Genomic DNA, 19,639 nt, shown 5'->3' with positions numbered 1-19,639 from the left:
GTATACTATATGATTATCTTAACAAGCTATTTAGCTCACTATATTTACATTATATTAACTTAGTTAAGCGCTAATGCTTATTTTATTTCTACCCTCTGTTTTTGCTCGGTATAAAGCAGTATCTGCTGCGCAAATTAATGCCTCTGAAGTACGATATTGATTATTAAACTCACAGGCAATTCCTTGGCTTACACTTATTCTAAAATCACTTGGTAAACCTATATCAGTAAATGGCATGTTATTTACTTTTATTTGAATATGTTTAGCAATGGCGGCGGCCGTGTCTTTTTGACAGCGGGGTAATATAATGGCGAATTCTTCACCACCATAACGGGCTGCTAAACAATCGCGAGAAGGGAGTGATTCTGCGATTATACTTGCTACTTTTTGTAAGCATTTATCGCCTTTTACATGACCAAATCGGTCATTGAATAATTTAAAGTAATCGATGTCGATTAATATAGTGCTAATAGCTTGGTTGGTTTGTACGCTTTCTTGCCAATGCTCTTTTAATGATTCCTCAAGGGTTAATCTATTTGCAAGGCCGGTTAAATGGTCAGTGGTAGCCTGTTTAATTAAACGATTATATTGTTCTTTATGTGATGATAAATCATGTAATACACAAATAAATAAATTTTCTGCAACGGCAATGTTTTTTGGCAGGCTCGATATACATAAATCCGCCTCAAGGGTTTTACTGTCGGCACGGTTTATTTTAACTTCGTTTGGCCCAAGACTTATCGGCGAGTCTTTATGGTCTAACCAACTAAGTAGGGTATACATGTATTTATCACGGTCGGTGTCGTGTAGGTAATGTAAAATGTTTTGCCCGATTAACGCTTCTTGGTTGTCACCTAAAAGCTGTGCCGCCATCGGGTTTGCAAATTCAAACGTGCCTTGACCATTAATGATAAACACTCCTTCAGGAATGTTCTGAAACATTTGTGCAATCAGCGCAAGTTGCTCTGAATTGATAGACTGCGCAAGTGAGCTTTTCGCTTCTGATTTAGCAGTGCTTGGTTGTTCATTTTTATTAGTAGACACGTTCGTTTCCTTTTTGCCGATGCAAACGATTTTGGTGTCTATAAAGTTACTTAAAAAAGTGCAAATTAACCTTCTGGTAATCTTCTGGTTTTAAGTTGTTGTTTTTAAATGTAAAAAAGCTCCTTGAAAGGAGCTTTTTATGAAGTTTTTTAGTTTTAGTCTTCATTTTTTACTTGCGGATCGGCACTTTCACCCAGTTCTCGCGTATCCATTTGTACTTGAATAACCGCTTGTTCATTCGCTAATTGAGCTAATAATTGGCTGAGGTTAGCTGAATCGGCGCTCACAACAAAAAAATCACTGACCTGATGTTTGAGTGTTAACTGATAGCGAGTTGCAATGTCAGCAAAATAAACTGACTCTGTAAGTTTTAACACTAAATCGCCCGTTAGCTGTAAACCAGCTCCATTTTGTTGGTCAGTGATAATGTTACCCACTGCTAAATTAGAATTATTGGAACTTACTAATTGAGTCAAGATAGCTTTGCCTGAGGTAATACCTGCCGCACTTACATTGACAGAAAAAAGAACAGACAAAATTAAAATAGCAGAAACAAAATAGTTGTTAGTTTTCATTATAATTCCTTTATTAGTGACCATAGAAACGCAGCGACCACGATTTTAATACGCTATCAAGATTATTATTTACATCATTCATATTTAATAAACTTGTTTTCTTGTTATACAAAAGCTCCTATTAAGGAGCCTTTTGTTGGTGTTATTTCTAGGTTTTATACTTCTTCTTTATTTTCTACTTGCGGGTCGGCACTTTCACCCAGTTCTCGCGTATCCATTTGTACTTGAATAATCGCTTGTTCATTCGCTAATTGAGCTAATAATTGGCTGAGGTTAGCTGAATCGGCGCTCACAACAAAAAAATCACTGACCTGATGTTTGAGTGTTAACTGATAGCGAGTTGCAATGTCAGCAAAATAAACTGACTCTGTAAGTTTTAACACTAAATCGCCCGTTAGCTGTAAACCAGCTCCATTTTGTTGGTCAGTGATAATGTTACCCACTGCTAAATTAGAATTATTGGAACTTGCTAATTGAGTCAAGATAGCTTTGCCTGAGGTAATACCTGCCGCACTTACATTGACAGAAAAAAGAACAGAAAAAATTAAAATAGCATACACATAATAGTTGTTAGTTTTCATCATAACTCCTTTATTAATGACCATAGAAACGCAGCGACCACGATTTTAATACGCCATCAAGGCTATTATTTTCGTCATTCATACTTAATAAACCTGTTTTTTCATTATATAAAAGCGTTTGGCTATCACCTTTATCAGTATCGATTAAACGAATTTTCCAATCACCTAACGATGACTCGCCATAAAAATGCTGAGTTAATAAAACAGCATTCTCGATGCTATCGTTATTAATGTTAATAAGGCCAGTACGAGGGCTTAATAAAACGCTACGTGTACCTGCTGGAGAAATTAATTCAATAGCGAGATCTCTAAAACGAGCGTGATCAATCGACACCTTTAACTGTACAGCTTCAATCGTTAACGCCTCATTGCTAGACATACTATTTTGCGCGCCATTTAAGCTCGCATCAGGAATGATGGTGTGATTATTATGTGTTTGCCATGCAGTTATTTTTAAAGGGGGTAAGTTGCTGGTTGTTTCTTTCGCTAAGGTAACCGCTGCATCTACATCAATTGCACCTAAACCGTAAAAATAATGATAGTTATAGCCTGCATTGTTTTGTTGCCAGCCATCAATAGCTGAATAGCTCACAAAATTATCGCTGTTATCGGTAAAAGTAAGGGCGACTCCTTGGTTTGATTGATCTATTTTACGAGCTGTCTTTGCTAACACATGTTTGACGGTGCGCGCATCCAGTTGAGGATTGGCAGACATTACCAGTGCAACAGCACCTGAGGTGTTAGCCGCTGCGGCCGATGTACCATACATTGTTGTGGTCGCATCACAAGAAGGATCAATACCTAAGTTATTTAGCGTATTATCATGACCTCTGTTATACCCCAAGTCACAACCTGTTAAATCTGTGGTTGTGATACCCACACCATCTTGGCTATATTCTCCGCCTGGTGCAGTTAAAAAGACATTCGCACCAACAGAAGAATAAGATGCTAATTTTCCTTCTGCATTGTATGCAGAAACCACTAAGTTCCAAAAGCTCGCATTGTCAGCGCTAATATTGGCATTGTGAAATGGAAGGCCAAAATTGTTAAAACGCTCTTGGTTCTCATAAGGCATAATCTGGAATTCAGTATCGCCAATAAATGTATTGTATTGTTGATAAGCATTACCAGCGGATTTTATAAACAATGCACCTAAACCATCATTACTGTCTAAAACAACTTGCTTCATTGCGTGTTCTTTTAAGCTCATGGTTAGTGATGCGTCGACATTAGTGAACAATGTTGGCTTACTGCTATAGCTTTGATTAAACACGCGCGAGCTGGCAAGCTCATCATCTGAAAAGCCATGAGAAAGCAGCCAGTTACTGATTGATTGCGATTCTAAATAGTTAAAACCAATAATTTTTGCTGAAGGAGCAACGCCTCGGCCACCTAGGTTGTTGTTTTCGGTCGCTGCAATAATACCGGCAACAGCTGTGCCATGGCCTTTGCTATCAGTAAGGGGCTGATTGCTATCACGTAAGTTCATTGATCCAGAGGTCACATTTGACCACAAATCAGGGTGGGTTAACTCTACACCACCGTCGATAATTGTAACGGTGACACCTTGACCTTTTATACCCACTAAATCAGAGTCAACGAGGTTAAGACCAGTACTAGCAGAATCGTTGGTATTTAGATGCCATTGGTGAGAAGTCAGTGGGTCATTGTTGTTAAGATTTTCAACCGCAATCGTACTAAAAGTACCGAGGAGGCAAAAACTTAATAGTGCGTGTTTTACATACATTTTTTACACAATCCTTTTAATATGTAGTGTTATGATTATTAAAGTTATTTTAATAATACAATAGTGTCACTTTTCTGTTCTGGTGACAACCTTTGGTATGTATTTAGCTGATGATTTTATAGGTTGTGGGGCTTGATAAAAGGCTCCTTGGTGGAGCCTTTTGTTGGTGTTATTTCTATTAACTAAACTCGGTCTTTATTCTCAAATTGCGGATCTTCGCTTTGATATTCCTCACCATTGCAGCTAACCGTGAAGATCATACATGCTGTACCGCTGTTTTCATCGGTATCTGAAATATTGATTACCGTGCCAGCGTTTGTAACCTCGTAACTGAAATCTTTAGCACAGTCACCTTTAAGATTACTAAATGTAGCGGCAGAAAATAAGAACCCTCTTTTTTGAGTTTCTTCATTTAGGGTGTAAACCCCAAGACTATCTCTTTCTGTAACAACCCCACCACCAGATACTTGTTGACCATCTTGGAAGTATGTAAATACAGCTTTTTTGTTGCTATCTAATTCAATATTTACTGTGAAATTGTAAACTTTACCTTCACTCATGTTTTTTCCTTTGCTTTTATAGTTGAAAATTAATTATTCCCAGTTTTTTTACCGGAACAATGGTTGCTTCTATTTCGTGTGATTTATTTAGGCAGGTATATGCCTGAATTAATGGGAAAGTAAAATTTATACTTTTAGTTTTTTTACTTATTTTATTTAGAGTTGTAACTGCATTTGTACATAAAGAGTTCTTTTCTTGTTGTGATTCAGCCAAACTCGCTTTAATTAACAAAATTCTTGTATGAAGTCGTACATTTTCTATGTCAAGCGCATTGGATAGCATATTATTTTCATCTAAGCTTTTTAAAATCTCTAAAGCCATTTTCATATTTTTTCTATTAATTAAATATTCTATTAAGCTGATTTTTATACTGATTATTTGACTTTTAGATGACTTGTTGGTGTCTAAAAATTCTATTATTTCACTAACTCTAATGTCTATATTTAGGTTATCAGAGAGAGAAAGTTGATAAGCTAGAAACTGATAGTATGTCCGTTCAATAGTTTTATTTTGAACATCTTGCAATCTTGCTTTGTTAATCGTTTCTGTTGCTTGCTTTGCTTTTTCGTAAGATTTTGATTTATCAGGGAAGTAACTTAACAAGTAGCTTTGCTGGATATGTTTATATGCTAGGGATGTTAATACACTAGCATCGGCCGGATACTTAGTTAACATTTTACTTGCTTCATTTTCTGCATGTTCAAAAATCTTGAGAGCTTCATTGAAATGCCCTAAGTTTTCTTCAGTACTTGCAATCCAACTGATGGTATCTGTCTTATCACGTAATAAATTTTTGTTATTAGGTTTTAACTCAAGGGCTTGGTTTTTAAGTTTTAAAGATTCAGTAAAGCTCTGCTTTGCGAGCGCGTAGTCAAATTGTTTTAAGTATAATGAACCTAACGAGTTATAAGAGTAAGATAACTCCATAATTGAGTTAAAATCGTTGGGTGCTAATTTGTACATTTGTTCGCTGTGTTCTTGGTAGCGCTTTATCCAAGGCTCGGCGCCTGTATAGTCACTGCTATCAAAGCTTAATTGCCCTAGCCAAAAAGCATTAGCCCCAGCGAGCATTAGTAAATCAAGGTTATTAGGTTGAATTTTTAGTAAAGACTCTAGTCGAACACGGGCATTTTCAAAGGCGGTGAAGGCTTCGTCGGTTTTGCCGCGCGAGTACGCCACTTCGCCCATGGCCTCTAAGGTTTGAGCGTATTGAAAACGGTTATTAAACTCGGCTTGTTTATCGCTAAAGTCAAACAACGAGGCCGCTTCTTCGTCTTGATTGGTAAAATACTCAAGGGCTTTATTGCTAATACCATCCAGTAAATCCATACGCTTAACGCTTCTGAGTTTATCGGCAAATTCACCGACCATAAAACCCAATAAACTCTCAGCTTCTTGGCGTTTTTGTTTTGCTATTTGTTCGGCGTGATAGCTGCGCACGCTCATAAATGTGGCAATAAAGGTTAAGCACACAAGTGCAGCCGCCGTTATTTGTAACACGCGTTTTTTACGTTTGGCTTTTTTATTAGAAGCTTTAATTAACGCTTGTTCGTCGCTCGATAAGCTAAACATAGGGTTTTTAACTAGGCTTTGTGCTTCTTGCAGCGGTTTGCCTTGGGCTAATAAAAAGTCGCTGTGTTTATGTTCAAGCAGCCAGCGCCCGGTGGCTAGTTGCACACGACTTTGAATTGCTAAGCTTTGTTGGTGCTCTTGCACCCAATCTATGGCGCGTTGCCAATGGCGTAGCAGGGCTTCATGGGCAAGGCTAAAGCAGGCTTGCTCATTTTTAAGGTGTGATACAAACAAGCGACTATCGACCATAGCCTGAACAAGCTTGGTCGCAGCAGGGCTGGTTAATTCGCTCCAATGTGCTGCACGGCTGGTGAGCGTTTCGCCATCTGGGTTTAAAGTGATCAGCTTAGAAAGAACTACAGCAAGTTCAGTTTGTTGGTCTTTGGGTAATTGGCAAAATACCTGTTCGGCTTTTTGGCCGATGGCTCCTTCGATAGTGCCTAGGGCTTGGTATTCAGAAAACAATAATTCGTTGTCTGGGCTGCGCTGTAAATAAAGCTGCTGCAAGGTGTATTGCAGCATCGGCAATGCATCAGGGTTATTGGCAGTATCGTTACAAAGTTGTTCATCAAGCGGTGTGTGATGCTCTGGGTGATGTTGCCAACTTAAGTCTGCTGCAAGTGCTGGCAAACGGATCATTTGCTTAAGCTCAGAGCGAGTTGGCGCTAATAAATCAAAATGTGCGCCATTGGCTTTGCCTGCCATTAAACTTGGTTGACTGACTACTTGCGGGTAAAAGTCATTACGACAGGCACTAAAAATGATCATGCAGCCACTTGTTGCTAGGCGCTCAATAAGTGCTAACAGCTGGTTGCGCTCGTCATCGCTAAATAGCGGCGATGACAATAGCACTTCGAGCCGGTCGATAAATAAAAATAGATAGGGCGTAGTGCGCTCTGCATTTAGCGCTGCAAGTGCTGCTTTACAGCGGGAAATAACCTGTTCTGGATCTGTTAATAACAATTCAGCCAACGCATCGGCGCTTATATCGCTAAGTACAGGTGCGTCGTTTACTTCTAAATCGAGCAAGGTTGAGGCTAAATCAAGCAGTAAGCGCTCTTTGCTCACATCGGCAAAGTCGAGTTGGCAGTAACTGTGTACTCTAATGCCATCGTAGCCATTACTCGACATTAAAGCGGGCAATACACCTGCGTTAACTAACGATGATTTACCTGAACCACTGGCGCCTAAAATTAAGCAAAATGCGCGACCAAACTCAATTTGAGCCGATACCCGCTGTAACAAGGTGGCAATTTGTTTGTTACGACCAAAAAATACATCGGCTTGCTCTGGTGCAAACGCACTTAAGCCAACAAAAGGCGAGTCACCTTGCCAACTGGTTTGGCTGGCTTTTTGTTCTTCGTTGAGTGGAAAGTTGATTTCGGCAATTACTCGATAACCGCGTTTACGAATGGTTTCTATGTAATGCGGATCGCTTGCTTTATCGTCAAAGGCTTTACGTAATTGGGTGATCACTTTATGCAGGGGGTTGTCACCCAGCGCTACATTTGGCCAGCAATGGCTGATGATTTCTTCGCTCGTTAGTAGCTCACCTTGTTTTTCGCAAAGCAGCAGTAATACATCCATCGCCTTGGGTTCAAGATGCTTTGTTTGCTCACCGCGTCGGATTGAGTTGGTAGCCGGGGTAACTTGCCATTCTCCAACGAAAAACAGTGCCGTATTCATAGTGTTATCTTCATTGTTATTGTTAGAAACGCAGTCCGATTGGACCGATTTTTTATAAGACTACGCGATACTTTGATTAATACAATATTATGAGATTAACAGCAAGCACCTTGCCTTTTCTGACATTAAAAAATCATATTGATGTCGTGTATATAAAACTTTTTGTAAAGTTTGTTTGACTTTTTGTGTTGCTAGATTAATCTTTAGTCAAGTTTACTTTACTTTTAAGGTGAGAATAATGAATCGAACAGGATTAACCTTTAAACAGCGTAATAAGCAGAACACGCTAAATCTCGCTAAATGGACATCAGCATGGGTGATTACTTTAGCAATTGCCTCATTTGGACCACATTTTTTATGGCAAGAGCAGGCTGTTTTTAGTGTTGTAGCAATCTTAATTAATGTCGTAGTTGGCATCAAGATGATTTTATCGAACAAGCGACAACTACAAGGAATGGATGAGCTTCAGCAGCGTATGCACCTTAATGCAATGGCCATTACTTTGGGTGCAAGCTTGGTATTTGGTTTAGCTTATTCGGTGGTGCAATCAAGCGGTTTAATAAGCTTTAAAGAAGATATATCGCACCTCGTAATCTTTATGAGCTTAACCTATTTAGTGAGTCTTTTAATGATGAATAAGCAGTTAAACGACGAGGGCGAAGAATGAAAAACCGCTTGAAAGTGCTTCGTGCTGAGCACAACTACACCCAAGCGAAACTCGCAGAGCTTTTGGATGTGTCTAGGCAAACCATTAATGCGATAGAAAAAGGTAAATTTGACCCAAGTTTGCCATTAGCATTTAAAGCCGCGCGTTTATTTAACCTGAGTATCGAAGAGATATTTCAGGATGAGTAAGTTTGATAGCGTAGGAGGCGTTTTAACGCCGAATGTTAAATCATTCAGGTTAAACGCCACTTATCCTACGCGATATAAAATCGCTGCTACATTTTTGAGAGCTTAAGGCTTACAGCTTTGTCTTTTCATCTGCATCGCACTTAACGACCACATTAAAAAGCCACCTAAGAATAGTGCCGCCGAAACATAGCCTGTTTGACTTGGCAGTGCGCCTTCGGCAATAGCCATGCCGCCAAGCCAAGGGCCAATGGCATTGGCTGTATTAAACGCACATTGCACAAGTGCGCCTATCATGGCGTGGCCTTGTGGTGATACATCCATTAATAGCGATTGGATCACAGTACCTAAACCCACGCTAAAGCCAATAAAGAAAATAACCGCATATAACAGCCAAATATTGTGGCTGGCGCTTACATAACTGGCAGCAAATACTATAGCACCAATTAGCGCTGCGCCTGTGGTTTTCAGCGGTGAGTGGTCGGCGGCTTTACCTAATACGTAGTTACCTAAAGTACAGCCAATACCAAACATGATCATGGCAATAGAGATAGTGTAAGCAGGGGTATGGGTGACTTCTAAAATAGTGTCAGCAATGTAAGTGTAAACACAAAATACACCACCAAAACCAATAATGATGATACCTAGAATGGTCCATACGAGCTTGTTCTTTAATACACTTAACTCATCGAGAATCGATGTTGGTGCGGTATTTTTTACGTTAGGTACGTATTTCACAATCAATACCAAGGCAACTAACGCAAGTACAGCGGTGCCCGCCAAACAATAACGCCAGCTAAAGTTTTGACCCACAAGGGTGACCATGGGCACGCCAACGATAGTAGCAATGGTTAAACCCATAAATACTTTTGACATAAAGCTTGCCCGTTTATCGGCAGGGGCGATATCGGCGGCTAATAAAATAGCAGCGGCGAAGTAGGCACCGTGTGGTAAACCACTTAAAAAGCGAAATAAAATAAGTTGCTCAAGTGAGTTTGCAAAAGCACTTAAACCATTGAATAAAAACATCATACTGACAAACATCAACAGTGCATTGCGCTTACGCATGTTGGCGGTTGTGATCATAAATAGCGGGGCACCGACGACTACGCCTATTGCGTAAGCACTGATGGCATAACCACTTTGCGCTGGCGTAGACGAAAATGTTTCGCTGATCAAGGGCAACATTGGCATCATAGAAAATTCTGATAGGCCTAAAATGAATGTGCCTAAAGCCAATACTATCAGAATGGTAAACGTGCTTGCGTTGCCTTGGGGGTTGGCTACGTTAGTCATGTAATTCCTTTAAAAATAAATTTAAAAACAAAATAGATTTTTGATAATTGAAAATGCCAGTAACAAATACTTTGTTCTGGAGTAGAGATGTGTGCCCAGCGCTATTGTAATACAAATTAACGGGGTTGATACAGTACTTTTTGGAACGTTCTATATTTGTTTGCTATAAGAAAATAACCTGAACTTCTTAAGTCTTTGCTGTTCAAATTAAATACAGATGAAAAGCGAACTATACTTGGTTAATTAAATTGGTTTAAAGGAGAGCGCAATGAAAAAGATATTTGCCTGTATCGACGGTTCATGCATGACCGATGCGGTGACAGAAGCGGCTATTTGGATTTCTAAGCGCTCCAGCCATCCGATAAATTTTCTGCATGCTTTAGAGCCACCTTTGCCGCAGGGCAGTGATGATTTAACCGCAATTATTGGTTTAGGCTCGCAAACCTCATTGTTAGAGCAATTGGCAAAACTTGAACAAGAGCGCAACAAAGTAGCGTCGCAGCATGGTCAATTATTGCTTGATGAAGCAATGAAAAAAGCCGAGCATGCAGGCCTAACCGAGATTGAGCAACAGCAGCTTTCAATGAGTCTTGTTGATGCCTTACTTGAACATGAAGACAATGCCCGCGTGATGATTATTGGCCGCTCAGGTAAAGGCCATTACGATGACTTTAAAGTACTGGGCTCGCATATTGAAACGCTGATCCGTCAGGTGCATACCCCGGTTGCGATTGTGCCGCCGCAATTTCATGAGCCTACAAATTTTATGCTGGCTTATGATGGCTGCGAAAGTACCGACAAAGCGATTACACAAATTATCAATGGTGGCATTTTATCTGGCTTAGATTGCCACTTGGTGATGGTGGATAAACAAGATGGTCACAGCCAAGACAAACTTGATACCGCCTCAGCAAGGCTGGCTGAAAACGGATTTAATGTCAGAGCGCGCATGCTCGATGGCGATGTTTACCAAGCTTTGTGGCGATATAAAAGTGACCATGCCGTTGACTTAATGGTGATGGGCGCATTTGGTCACTCTAAATGGCGGCAATTCTTTTTAGGCAGCACGACCTTAAAAATGATTGAAGATAGCCGTATTCCTTTAGTGGTGCTGCGCTAAGTTATTTACCTGTGACAGGGTGCGACAATATGTCACGTGTTCAGACTAATTAATGAGTTTTATAATCGGCGTCATTAATTATTTGCTTTGATTTTAAAAGAGTTATGAACACGCAATCTTCTCGCCCTGGTTTTTTATTTTCTAAAATTGCTGCAGCACTTAGCTGTGTTTTAAGTATTTCTGCCTTTGCTGATGATTCTATTGAAGTTATAGAAGTGCAAGGTCATGCCCAAAATAACCATCAATTAGTTGGCTCTGCTGACTCATTACTGAAAGATTTAGGTGTTGATTTTTCAGCAGCCGGAGGGGTGTCTAACTTGCCGGTGATGAACGGCATGATGGGAGATAGAGTTAAAGTTTTAGTTGATGGTGCTGATGTCACAGCAGCGTGTGCTAACCAAATGAACCCGCCACTCTCTTATGTGTCGGCAAACCAAATTGCCTCTTATAGTGTTGTTGCTGGTGTATCACCGGTAAGCAGTGGCGGTGATAATATTGCTGGTGTTATCAGGGTAAATACGATTGCCCCTGAATTTAGTGATACAGACTCAGTTAACTGGCGTGCTGGCTATGTTACTGCCCAGTATAAGAGCGTTAACGACAGCCAAGCATACGCCCTAGGTGCAAGCCTTGCTAGCAAACAGTTTAGCTTGTCTTACCAAGGTAGCTTTGAAGATGCTAACAGTTATGATGATGGCCATGGTGAGCGTGTACTTGATACCTTATATCGAGTGCAAAATCATGCTTTAACGGGCGCTATTCGTGATGATAAACAACAGCTTGTAATTAAGTTGACGCATCAAAAAATTCCTTACCAAGGCTTTCCTAATCAATACATGGATATGACCGATAACACCAGCTATGGTTTCGTTGCTCAGTATCAACGTGAGCTTGAAAATGGTGATTTGCAGGTGCAAGTGAATGCGCATGATGTAAAACACGAAATGGGTTTTTTCAGTAATGAGAAAACCGGCATGATGCCAATGAATACCGATGCACAAGATTACAGTTATCAAATTCACTGGCGCACTGATTTATCAAAACAGTCGTCACTAATGATAGGGCAAGAATACTACGGTTATCGAATTGATGATTGGTGGCCAGCGGTTGCAGGGTCAATGATGATGGGCCCAAATGAATACGTAAACATTAATGATGGCAAACGTGACCGCCTTGCGGCATTTGCTGAGTATCAAAACCAAGTAAACCAAGCATGGTGGGTATCGGCAGGTGTTCGTGTTGAGCAAGTAACCACAGATACTGGCGAAGTGCAGGCTTATAACGAAGGTGGTATGGGCGGCATGGGTCATATGGGATCGATGATGGATATGTCAAAAACCGATGCCCAAGCTGCGATGGAGTTTAACCAATTAGACCGTAAACGTGACGACACTTTAGTTGATATTAGCTTACTTGCTCGCTATCAATTATCGAACAACGATGAGCTGCAATTTGGTTTATCTCGTAAAAATCGCGCACCCAATTTATATGAGCGTTATAGCTGGGGTGTCGGCACGATGGCAACCACCATGATTGGTTGGTTTGGCGATGGTAACGGTTATATTGGTAACCCAGATTTAGAAGCCGAAACAGCCCACACATTAAGCTCTAGCTACACCAAATTAGCCAAAGACGATAGCTGGCAAGTAACGGCGAATGTTTGGTACACGCAAGTAAATGATTATATTGATGCTGAAGTTACTAAGAGCTTTAATCGCACCGACATGGCGCATACTAAGCGTAATATTCTTACTTTCACGAACCTAGATGCGACACTTTACGGTGCAAAACTGGCGGGCCTGATTGAACTTTACAACACAAAGCAAGCAGGAAAGTGGCAGCTAAAAGGCTCACTAACCAGTACTCATGGCGAACGTGATGATAGCAATGAAGACTTATATCAAATTATGCCACTGCACACTGAGCTGAGCCTAGAGCACGAATACAAAGGCTGGCAAAACGCACTGAGCTGGCAGTGGGTTGATAGTAAAACTAATGTTGATGAGCGTCGTTTAGAAAACCAAACCGACAGCTATCAGCTATTGGCTATCTCAAGTCAGAAAACGTGGCAAAATTTAACCTTTAAGTTAGCAATTACCAACTTACTTGATGAATACTACCAACAGCCACTTGGCGGTGTAAGTATTGCTAATTATAAGCAAGATATGAGTAATGGCTTTGAGCAACTTGCAGGACAAGGCCGCTCGTATAATGCCAGTGTGAGTTATAGGTTTTAGGGAAGGGAGTTAGCGAGTTGCTAGGGGAAAGAGAGCTGTCAGCTATCAGCCGTCAGCTTTCAGATTAAAAATCAGAGTTTCTAGTTACGAGAGTAAAGTTAGCGAGTCAGGTCACGTGTCCGATAAAAATGTGAAATAAGCTGTCGTAGGCGTGAAATTTATTTCGCGCGTTATCTTTTTATATTGCGCGATATAAAATCGCGCCTACAATCTTTGTCTCGCAACTCGCAATCATTTTATCGGCAAATATATATCCGTTTGCAGGTCACATTCATCTACCTCATGGATGAGGTTGAGGTAATGAAAAAAGCAAGGGAAGTCTCGGACCTCTTCGCCACTTTGCACCAGCCATTCACGGTATAAGTAGTAAACTGTATCGCTAATGGTGTCATGAGAACCATTATGACGTACTACTGCACAGCGTCCTGCTGGGATTTCACCATTACGCACGCCTTGCGGGTTTTCAGTAATCGGTGAGGTGATACTGCCTGCAAAATCAAAACGAAATGCATGGTCTTCAGTCGTTGCCGGATCGCTATATGGGATCCCATAAGTATTACTCGTTTTAACGGGTGAAAAGCCTGACTCTTTGCGCCACTCAATAAATTGTGCAGCGGTATTCATAAGGGTATTTGCAGCGCCTTGGTGGGTAAGTAACGCCACAGGCTGTGCTTTAAAATCAACAATATTTACGTTCATAGGGCAAACCTTTTTATCGGGTAATGAAAATTCAAACTGTGTGTGCCAATTAGGCCAGTTTGGTTTGCTTCTGAATTCGCTTGGAGACTGCTTAAATGTGCGCTTAAAAGCACGGCTAAATGCTTCTGGGCTATCAAATTGCGCTTCTAATGCAATATCAATAACTTTAAGTTGATGCTCAAATGCAATTCGAAATGAGGCCCGCTTTAAGCGCGCAAGTTGCGCATATTTGGTGACACTTAGGCCAACCCCCGCGACAAATAAACGATGAAAATGATATTTCGAGCAACATGCCACCTCACTGAGTGTCTCCAGTGATAAAGGTTCATCAAGATGCTGACTAATATAGTCACAGACTAGCTCAATGCGTTGTTGTTGCCTCGTTTTCATAGTTACTCGTTAATGCTTTTCAGAAGTGAGGCCAGTTTGCCATGGCCCCTAAGTCGTTACCTGATTGAAATTGCGCATTTTGCTTAACATTTACGAATTGTAGCAGGTGCTTTTAAGCCAGAGAAAGCGTTAGAAGCTCCTTGAAGAAATCAGGGTAAGATAATTGAATAAATACTTTTTTATCTAGAGCGCAACGCTTTTTATTCTCTTTATGGGGTTTAGTGTTTCTTTGTGTAGCGCGATGTAAAATCGCGCCTACAATCTTACCGCTGACCGCTAGGTATTTTAACTTTCCTGCTCAGTTTCTTGCTGTGCTAATTTTTCGCGTTCTGCTTTTGAGATATATGCCGGTTTATTGCTTTTATGCAATTTTGCATTGGCGCGCTTATCTTTTTGCTTAAGTTTAGTGAAGATCTTTTTTCTGCGGTTCATGAGTCTAACAAACGAATTAATAGGGTGAGTGGCTATTGTACCTTGTTGGTATTTTTAAGCGATCTATTTTGCTTGAATTAGAGATGTTATGTCGGCGTTATAAGCGTTACAATCAAGGCGACTTTCTAAAAACCTTCTTAAACTCTGGAGCTTATCTTGAAACATTCATTACTTGCTGCATTTTTATTAAGTGCTTTCTCTAGTCAGGCAGCTGTGTCTGAGCAAAGTGAAAAGCTGGCTAACTACGCGGTAGAGCAATATCAACAAGCGCAAATTCATACCTTAGAGAATTTAGTTTCGTACCCAACAGTGAATAAAGAAGGTCTAGCGACTCCTGATAACCCTGATTTCATTGGCTTTAAGTCGTTCTTAAAAATGAAAGCGGCGCAGTTTGGTTTTGATTACCAAGATTTAGGCTACACAGTATTAATTGGCATGGGTAACCAAGCTGACAAAGTAACCATAGTAACCCATGGTGATGTGCAGCCAGCAGATGTCAGTAAATGGCAGCAAAGTCCATTTAAAATGGATAAAACCTCTGAGCCAGGAAAGCTAATAGCCCGTGGGACAGAAGATGACAAAGGTGCTATTGCGACTGCATTGCATGCAATGAAGGCGATTAAAGACAACGGCATTACTTTAAATAACCGCATTGAATTAATGGTTTACCTTGCTGAAGAATCTGATTGGGCACCACTCGAAGAGTTCATGAAAACCTATCAGCAACCTAAATATGCTGTCACTATTGATGCTTCATACCCTGTGGTTGTTGCAGAAAAAGGCTGGAGCTTAATTGCGCCGACTTTCTCAGCAACCTCAGCACAAACAGGTTTATATGTCAGTGACTTAAAAGGCGGCGCCTTTGTTAGCCAAATCCCTGAAGATGCCAGTGTGTTAGTGCATAACGCTGATGCGGCGACTGTGGCTAAATTACATGATAATGTCGCTAAGCTTAAAAACGTCAAAGTGGCGATGACTGAGCAAGCAAATGGTTTGTTAGTGAAAGTGAAGGGGATTTCTGCGCATTCATCGGAGCCAGAAGCGGGTGAAAATGCGATTGCTCACCTTGCTGAAATCTTCAAAGGCATCGATCTTGAGAACAATAGCGATGGTCAAGCAATTGAGTTTATCAATCAGCTAATTGGTCTTGATTTATATGGCGCGCAATTCGGTGAAATCGGTTACAAGCATGACTTTATGGGTCCGATGACCGTTTCGCCAACTTTATTAAGCCGCGACGGTAACGACATTAAACTGTCGATTAATATGCGTCGTCCAGTGGGTAAACAAGAAACCGTGCTTAGGCAGCAAATTAATGAAGCGCTTAGTGCTTGGCAAACCACGAATAATGTCACGTTAAAAGACACTAAAGTGGTAATTGGTACGCCAATGCTGTTAGATGGTGCGCCTCATGCAGAAGCGCTACTCGATATCTTTAAGCACTTTACCGGCGATAAAGACGCGGGCTTTGTATCAATCGGTGGTGGCACAAATGCTAAGCTATTTGATAATGCGGTGTCATTCGGTCCATCAATGCCAGGTAAAAAGTACACAGGCCACTCAGAGCATGAGTTTATTACTGAAGAGCAGTTAGCACTGAACTTAAAAATGTACACTGCAATGATGATGAAGCTAGGTAATATGTAATTCTACATACTAATAAACGCCACTTTTAAAGTGGCGTTTTTGTTTTAAACTGGTGACTCATTCCAGTTTAAAACTGGGCAACAAACTTAAGGTTATAAAGTTCAGCAGAGCCGCTTTCAGTGTAATTCGCGGTTAAATAATAGCGATCGTTAATAAAGTACTTACCTTGTAAAACGAGTTCAGAGTCATCCAACCCTGCACCTATGGCATAGTGATCGCCGAAGTAGTAGCTGATCATGGCATTGCTTGCTGATTCATAAAGGCTGTCTTGGTGGCCAACATCGACGGTAATGTAATGGCTGCCGCTTAAATGATTAAAGTATCTGGCAGAGACATTCCAAACGTCGAGTTCATCATCTGTTTCTGCGCTAAAACCAAGGTAATCCTTATCGTTGATTTGGAGGTTATACTGGGCTTTTAAGCGAAAATAATCATCACCATATTCACGCACATCCCTATTTACAGAGACTTTTAAGGCATCAATAAATAAGTAGCCTATTCCTAAGGTATAGTCATCAGTATCATCAACATCGTAAATTTCACCTGTAACAAACCAATTTTTATAATAACCTTCACCAAACATGCCAAGATAATCAGTGTAATCGCTATTAAAGTAATTCACTCGGATGTTTGAATCTGTATCTAGGTAGCCATAATCATCGAGCACACCCGAGCTCTGCTGCTCTTCAAAGTAGTAATGGCTCACTAATTGGTAAGCATTAAAGCTATATCTGTTATTCTCGATGTGCGTATAGTCGATACTATTGAACCATTGTTTATTTACTTGTTGTTCTGTTGCGATTGAGCAGCTTGAATAAGCAAGTGTTGCAAGAGCAATAGGGGCTAGTTGTTTAAACATACATATCCTTGTTGTATTTGGTTTTGTTTCAGAAACATAATACAACAAGCTGGTATTTACATTGTAATAAAGTGTTGTGGGTTTGTAAGAGTCGCATACCTAATCGCCATAATACTTAATTAAGCATATTGGTATGAAAAGGCCAAGCAACGCTTGGCCAAGTGTGATTAATTAAGCTTTGTGGTGAGTGATATTTCGGCATTCATCAGTTTAGAAATAGGGCAGCCCTGCTTGGTTTGCTCGCAAAGTTGCTCAAACTTTTCGGTCGAAATTTCAGTTATTTTCGCGCTGACATCAAGTGCAATGTGGCTCACTTCGAAGCCGTCATCAACTTCATCAAGGCTCACTGTTGCTTTGGTAGTTATGTCGTCAGCGACAAAGCCTGCTTCTGTTAATGCCAGCGATAGCGCCATGCTAAAACAGCTACTGTGTGCCGCTGCAACCAGTTCTTCAGGGTTAGTACCTGGCTTATCTTCAAAGCGAGTATTAAAACCAAATGGCTGTTTATCAAGCGCACCGCTTTGACTAGAAATATAGCCTTTGCCAGATTTAATATCACCAGACCAACTCGTATGTGCAGATTTTTTAATCGTCATTGTCATCTCCTTTGTAAATTTTTTCGGCTACCGTGAAAGGCTTTCAGGGTTTTGTGCCGAAAACTGTGAGTTAACGATATAAGTGCAACTTAAACGCCAATATTTCTTTTCGCTTCGCGCTTGCAACGCTCAGAGCAGTATTTAACATGCTCCCAGTCACGCTGCCACTTTTTACGCCACATAAATGGCCTGTCACAAACTGGGCAAGTTTTGCTGGGTAAATTAAGCTTTTTATGAACCATGCTGTTGCCTTTTAAGGCTCGTAATATGCTGGCGTAGTACGGCTTTTGTGCCACGCTTCACATCATCACGCTCTCGAAATGACCATAATCGCTCACGAGCATCCTCGGCAGCGCGTTCTATATCGACCATGGGCTCTGGGTAGTCCTCGCCGAGTTTAAAATTATTAAACACGGCTTCCATTGGTGGCTGTTGCCATGGCTGGTGGAGATCCTCTATGGGTAATTCTTTAAGCTCAGGGCACCAGGTTTTAATAAAAAAGCCATCAGGATCTTTGTCTTTTGATTGCTTAATTGGGTTATATAAACGAATAGTGTTAGTTCCTGTGACCGATGCTTGCATTTGGATTTGTGGGTAGTGAATACCTGGCTCAAAATCTAAAAAATAACGCGATAAAATAAAGCTGACTGATTGCCAATGGATATTCATATGATGGGTCATAAAACTCACTAACATAGCGCGCATTCGAAAGTTAATGTAACCCGTTGCTGCTAGACAGCGCATGCAAGCATCAATAATAGGAATACCTGTTTGACCTTGCTCAAAGCGCTTTAAGTGCTCTGCAACGAGTTCATCATCGCGATAAGGGTTACGCAGGTAGCCTGCATTTTGCGGTGCAAACTCCATACTGCATTGAGTTTCGAACTTTTGCATAAAATGACAATGCCAATGAAGCCTAGACTCAAAAGCATGTAATGAACGACGCCAGCTTCTAGGTTGCTTTGGGAGGTAATACTTTAATGTCTGATAAACTTGTCTCAGACTTAAATTTCCCCATGCTAAATAAGGAGAGAGCCTAGAGCATGCATACCTACTTTGTGATGGGCTGGAAATTCCTTTTTGATAACCTGCAGCACGACTTTCGATAAAACTCCTCAGGGTAGCTCTAGCAGCATGAGGTCCGCCATATTGAAAATATTTATCATGGGATGCTAATTTATTTATGTAGTTCGGTATTTGATATTTTTTAGGTAGTATTGCTTTAAACTTGAGCCAGTCAGGGTTATCAAGGGATTCATTCATCACTGTGTGCCAGTGATCTTGCCAGTCACATTGTTTGGGACGAGCTCTAATTACACCGCCCAGAGGTGTTTCATTCCATGTAATTGCTCTTTTTTCAAGCCAATGCCTAACATCTTTGTCTCTGTTGTAGGTGTTTAGTAGGCCAATTTCTTGATGACTGTATACGGTCTTTATTTCAAATTCATCATTAAGTGTTTTAAATAAACTGATCATTTCTTGATTATAAATAGCAACTTGAGTCTGATACTTTTTAAGTTGTTTATTCATATCGACTAATGACTGATAAACAAAGCGCCAATGTCTTAAGTTGTAATGAGGGTCTTCAATCAGCAAAGGCTCGAAGTTATAAACTAACAAGCAAGGGAGATCAGATTGTACTGCTTTGGCAAGAGGTGTGTGATCAGAAAACCTTAAATCACGCTTAAACCACACTATATTAATTGCTTGTTTTTTTAAATTACTCATGACTATTGCTACTTTTA

At 40.5% G+C, this 19,639-nt stretch carries 18 protein-coding genes; 5 read left to right on the top strand and 13 right to left on the bottom strand.

Annotated elements, in window-relative coordinates; translation table 11 throughout:
• Nucleotides 1-63 precede the first annotated feature (63 nt).
• The 6 genes from HYD28_14085 to HYD28_14060 all read right to left on the bottom strand — a co-directional run bounded on the left by HYD28_14085 (nt 64) and on the right by HYD28_14060 (nt 7,766).
• Nucleotides 64-942, bottom strand: coding sequence for a sensor domain-containing diguanylate cyclase (locus HYD28_14085; GenBank protein ID QLE10567.1), 879 nt, complete (start codon nt 940-942; stop codon nt 64-66).
• Between the two features lie 257 nt (nt 943-1,199).
• Entirely contained in the window at nt 1,200-1,619 is a 420-nt protein-coding gene (locus HYD28_14080; protein ID QLE09991.1) for a hypothetical protein, read from the bottom strand.
• A gap of 155 nt (nt 1,620-1,774) precedes the next feature.
• Nucleotides 1,775-2,200: a hypothetical protein gene (locus HYD28_14075; GenBank protein QLE09990.1), complete on the bottom strand. Its 426-nt coding sequence runs from the start codon at nt 2,198-2,200 to the stop codon at nt 1,775-1,777.
• Nucleotides 2,201-2,213: 13 nt separating this feature from the next.
• Complete coding sequence (locus tag HYD28_14070) at nt 2,214-3,947, bottom strand: S8 family serine peptidase (GenBank protein ID QLE09989.1); 1,734 nt, start codon at nt 3,945-3,947, stop codon at nt 2,214-2,216.
• Between the two features lie 182 nt (nt 3,948-4,129).
• The gene (locus HYD28_14065) at nt 4,130-4,507 is read right to left on the bottom strand and encodes a DP-EP family protein (protein ID QLE09988.1); all 378 of its coding nucleotides are present in this window, start codon (nt 4,505-4,507) and stop codon (nt 4,130-4,132) included.
• A gap of 16 nt (nt 4,508-4,523) precedes the next feature.
• Nucleotides 4,524-7,766 (bottom strand): winged helix-turn-helix domain-containing protein, encoded by a 3,243-nt coding sequence (locus HYD28_14060; protein ID QLE09987.1) that lies wholly within the window; start codon nt 7,764-7,766, stop codon nt 4,524-4,526.
• A gap of 238 nt (nt 7,767-8,004) precedes the next feature.
• Between HYD28_14060 and HYD28_14055 the strand changes: the two genes are divergently transcribed.
• Nucleotides 8,005-8,433: a hypothetical protein gene (locus HYD28_14055; protein QLE09986.1), complete on the top strand. Its 429-nt coding sequence runs from the start codon at nt 8,005-8,007 to the stop codon at nt 8,431-8,433.
• On the top strand, nt 8,430-8,621 hold the full coding sequence (locus HYD28_14050; protein QLE09985.1) for a helix-turn-helix transcriptional regulator: 192 nt from the start codon (nt 8,430-8,432) through the stop codon (nt 8,619-8,621). Before HYD28_14055 ends, HYD28_14050 begins: the two co-directional genes overlap by 4 nt.
• Before the next feature lie 102 nt (nt 8,622-8,723).
• Here the strand turns inward: HYD28_14050 and HYD28_14045 are convergent, their stop codons facing one another.
• Nucleotides 8,724-9,914 carry an MFS transporter gene (locus tag HYD28_14045; GenBank protein QLE09984.1) on the bottom strand — a complete coding sequence of 397 codons (1,191 nt, stop codon included), beginning with the start codon at nt 9,912-9,914 and terminating at the stop codon, nt 8,724-8,726.
• A gap of 268 nt (nt 9,915-10,182) precedes the next feature.
• On the opposite strand from HYD28_14045, the gene HYD28_14040 reads away from it, so the two are divergent.
• The gene (locus HYD28_14040; protein QLE09983.1) at nt 10,183-11,034 is read left to right on the top strand and encodes a universal stress protein; all 852 of its coding nucleotides are present in this window, start codon (nt 10,183-10,185) and stop codon (nt 11,032-11,034) included.
• A gap of 104 nt (nt 11,035-11,138) precedes the next feature.
• On the top strand, nt 11,139-13,271 hold the full coding sequence (locus HYD28_14035) for a TonB-dependent receptor (protein QLE09982.1): 2,133 nt from the start codon (nt 11,139-11,141) through the stop codon (nt 13,269-13,271).
• Nucleotides 13,272-13,502: 231 nt separating this feature from the next.
• On the opposite strand, the gene HYD28_14030 is transcribed toward HYD28_14035, so the two are convergent.
• Nucleotides 13,503-14,360, bottom strand: coding sequence for an AraC family transcriptional regulator (locus HYD28_14030; protein QLE09981.1), 858 nt, complete (start codon nt 14,358-14,360; stop codon nt 13,503-13,505).
• A 285-nt stretch (nt 14,361-14,645) separates the two neighbouring features.
• Nucleotides 14,646-14,792: a DUF2986 domain-containing protein gene (locus tag HYD28_14025; protein QLE09980.1), complete on the bottom strand. Its 147-nt coding sequence runs from the start codon at nt 14,790-14,792 to the stop codon at nt 14,646-14,648.
• A 156-nt stretch (nt 14,793-14,948) separates the two neighbouring features.
• Between HYD28_14025 and HYD28_14020 the strand changes: the two genes are divergently transcribed.
• Entirely contained in the window at nt 14,949-16,439 is a 1,491-nt protein-coding gene (locus HYD28_14020; GenBank protein ID QLE09979.1) for a dipeptidase, read from the top strand.
• A gap of 67 nt (nt 16,440-16,506) precedes the next feature.
• Here the strand turns inward: HYD28_14020 and HYD28_14015 are convergent, their stop codons facing one another.
• From HYD28_14015 to HYD28_14000, 4 genes are all read right to left on the bottom strand, one after another.
• Nucleotides 16,507-17,298 (bottom strand): putative porin, encoded by a 792-nt coding sequence (locus HYD28_14015; protein QLE09978.1) that lies wholly within the window; start codon nt 17,296-17,298, stop codon nt 16,507-16,509.
• 167 nt (nt 17,299-17,465) lie between these two features.
• Nucleotides 17,466-17,894: an OsmC family protein gene (locus HYD28_14010; protein ID QLE09977.1), complete on the bottom strand. Its 429-nt coding sequence runs from the start codon at nt 17,892-17,894 to the stop codon at nt 17,466-17,468.
• A gap of 89 nt (nt 17,895-17,983) precedes the next feature.
• Nucleotides 17,984-18,136, bottom strand: coding sequence for a DUF2256 domain-containing protein (locus tag HYD28_14005; protein ID QLE09976.1), 153 nt, complete (start codon nt 18,134-18,136; stop codon nt 17,984-17,986).
• The gene (locus HYD28_14000) at nt 18,126-19,622 is read right to left on the bottom strand and encodes a deoxyribodipyrimidine photo-lyase (GenBank protein ID QLE09975.1); all 1,497 of its coding nucleotides are present in this window, start codon (nt 19,620-19,622) and stop codon (nt 18,126-18,128) included. The genes HYD28_14005 and HYD28_14000 overlap by 11 nt, the downstream gene beginning before the upstream one ends.
• Between the last annotated feature and the right edge of the window lie 17 nt (nt 19,623-19,639).

It is taken from the genome of Pseudoalteromonas shioyasakiensis, from assembly GCA_013391845.1.
GTDB lineage: Bacteria > Pseudomonadota > Gammaproteobacteria > Enterobacterales > Alteromonadaceae > Pseudoalteromonas > Pseudoalteromonas apostichopi.
This window is presented reverse-complemented; position numbering and strand designations above follow the sequence as displayed.

What these genes read in the sequence shown, in the direction of transcription:
- HYD28_14030 (QLE09981.1), bottom strand. Translation starts at nt 14,360, where the DNA reads ATGAAAACGAGGCAACAACAACGCATTGAGCTAGTCTGTGACTATATT.
- HYD28_14010 (QLE09977.1), bottom strand. Translation starts at nt 17,894, where the DNA reads ATGACGATTAAAAAATCTGCACATACGAGTTGGTCTGGTGATATTAAA.
- HYD28_14025 (QLE09980.1), bottom strand. Translation starts at nt 14,792, where the DNA reads ATGAACCGCAGAAAAAAGATCTTCACTAAACTTAAGCAAAAAGATAAG.
- HYD28_14045 (QLE09984.1), bottom strand. Translation starts at nt 9,914, where the DNA reads ATGACTAACGTAGCCAACCCCCAAGGCAACGCAAGCACGTTTACCATT.
- HYD28_14070 (QLE09989.1), bottom strand. Translation starts at nt 3,947, where the DNA reads ATGTATGTAAAACACGCACTATTAAGTTTTTGCCTCCTCGGTACTTTT.
- HYD28_14080 (QLE09991.1), bottom strand. Translation starts at nt 1,619, where the DNA reads ATGAAAACTAACAACTATTTTGTTTCTGCTATTTTAATTTTGTCTGTT.
- HYD28_14050 (QLE09985.1), top strand. Translation starts at nt 8,430, where the DNA reads ATGAAAAACCGCTTGAAAGTGCTTCGTGCTGAGCACAACTACACCCAA.
- HYD28_14040 (QLE09983.1), top strand. Translation starts at nt 10,183, where the DNA reads ATGAAAAAGATATTTGCCTGTATCGACGGTTCATGCATGACCGATGCG.
- HYD28_14055 (QLE09986.1), top strand. Translation starts at nt 8,005, where the DNA reads ATGAATCGAACAGGATTAACCTTTAAACAGCGTAATAAGCAGAACACG.
- HYD28_14075 (QLE09990.1), bottom strand. Translation starts at nt 2,200, where the DNA reads ATGAAAACTAACAACTATTATGTGTATGCTATTTTAATTTTTTCTGTT.
- HYD28_14085 (QLE10567.1), bottom strand. Translation starts at nt 942, where the DNA reads ATGTTTCAGAACATTCCTGAAGGAGTGTTTATCATTAATGGTCAAGGC.
- HYD28_14015 (QLE09978.1), bottom strand. Translation starts at nt 17,298, where the DNA reads ATGTTTAAACAACTAGCCCCTATTGCTCTTGCAACACTTGCTTATTCA.
- HYD28_14005 (QLE09976.1), bottom strand. Translation starts at nt 18,136, where the DNA reads ATGGTTCATAAAAAGCTTAATTTACCCAGCAAAACTTGCCCAGTTTGT.
- HYD28_14060 (QLE09987.1), bottom strand. Translation starts at nt 7,766, where the DNA reads ATGAATACGGCACTGTTTTTCGTTGGAGAATGGCAAGTTACCCCGGCT.
- HYD28_14000 (QLE09975.1), bottom strand. Translation starts at nt 19,622, where the DNA reads ATGAGTAATTTAAAAAAACAAGCAATTAATATAGTGTGGTTTAAGCGT.
- HYD28_14065 (QLE09988.1), bottom strand. Translation starts at nt 4,507, where the DNA reads ATGAGTGAAGGTAAAGTTTACAATTTCACAGTAAATATTGAATTAGAT.
- HYD28_14035 (QLE09982.1), top strand. Translation starts at nt 11,139, where the DNA reads ATGAACACGCAATCTTCTCGCCCTGGTTTTTTATTTTCTAAAATTGCT.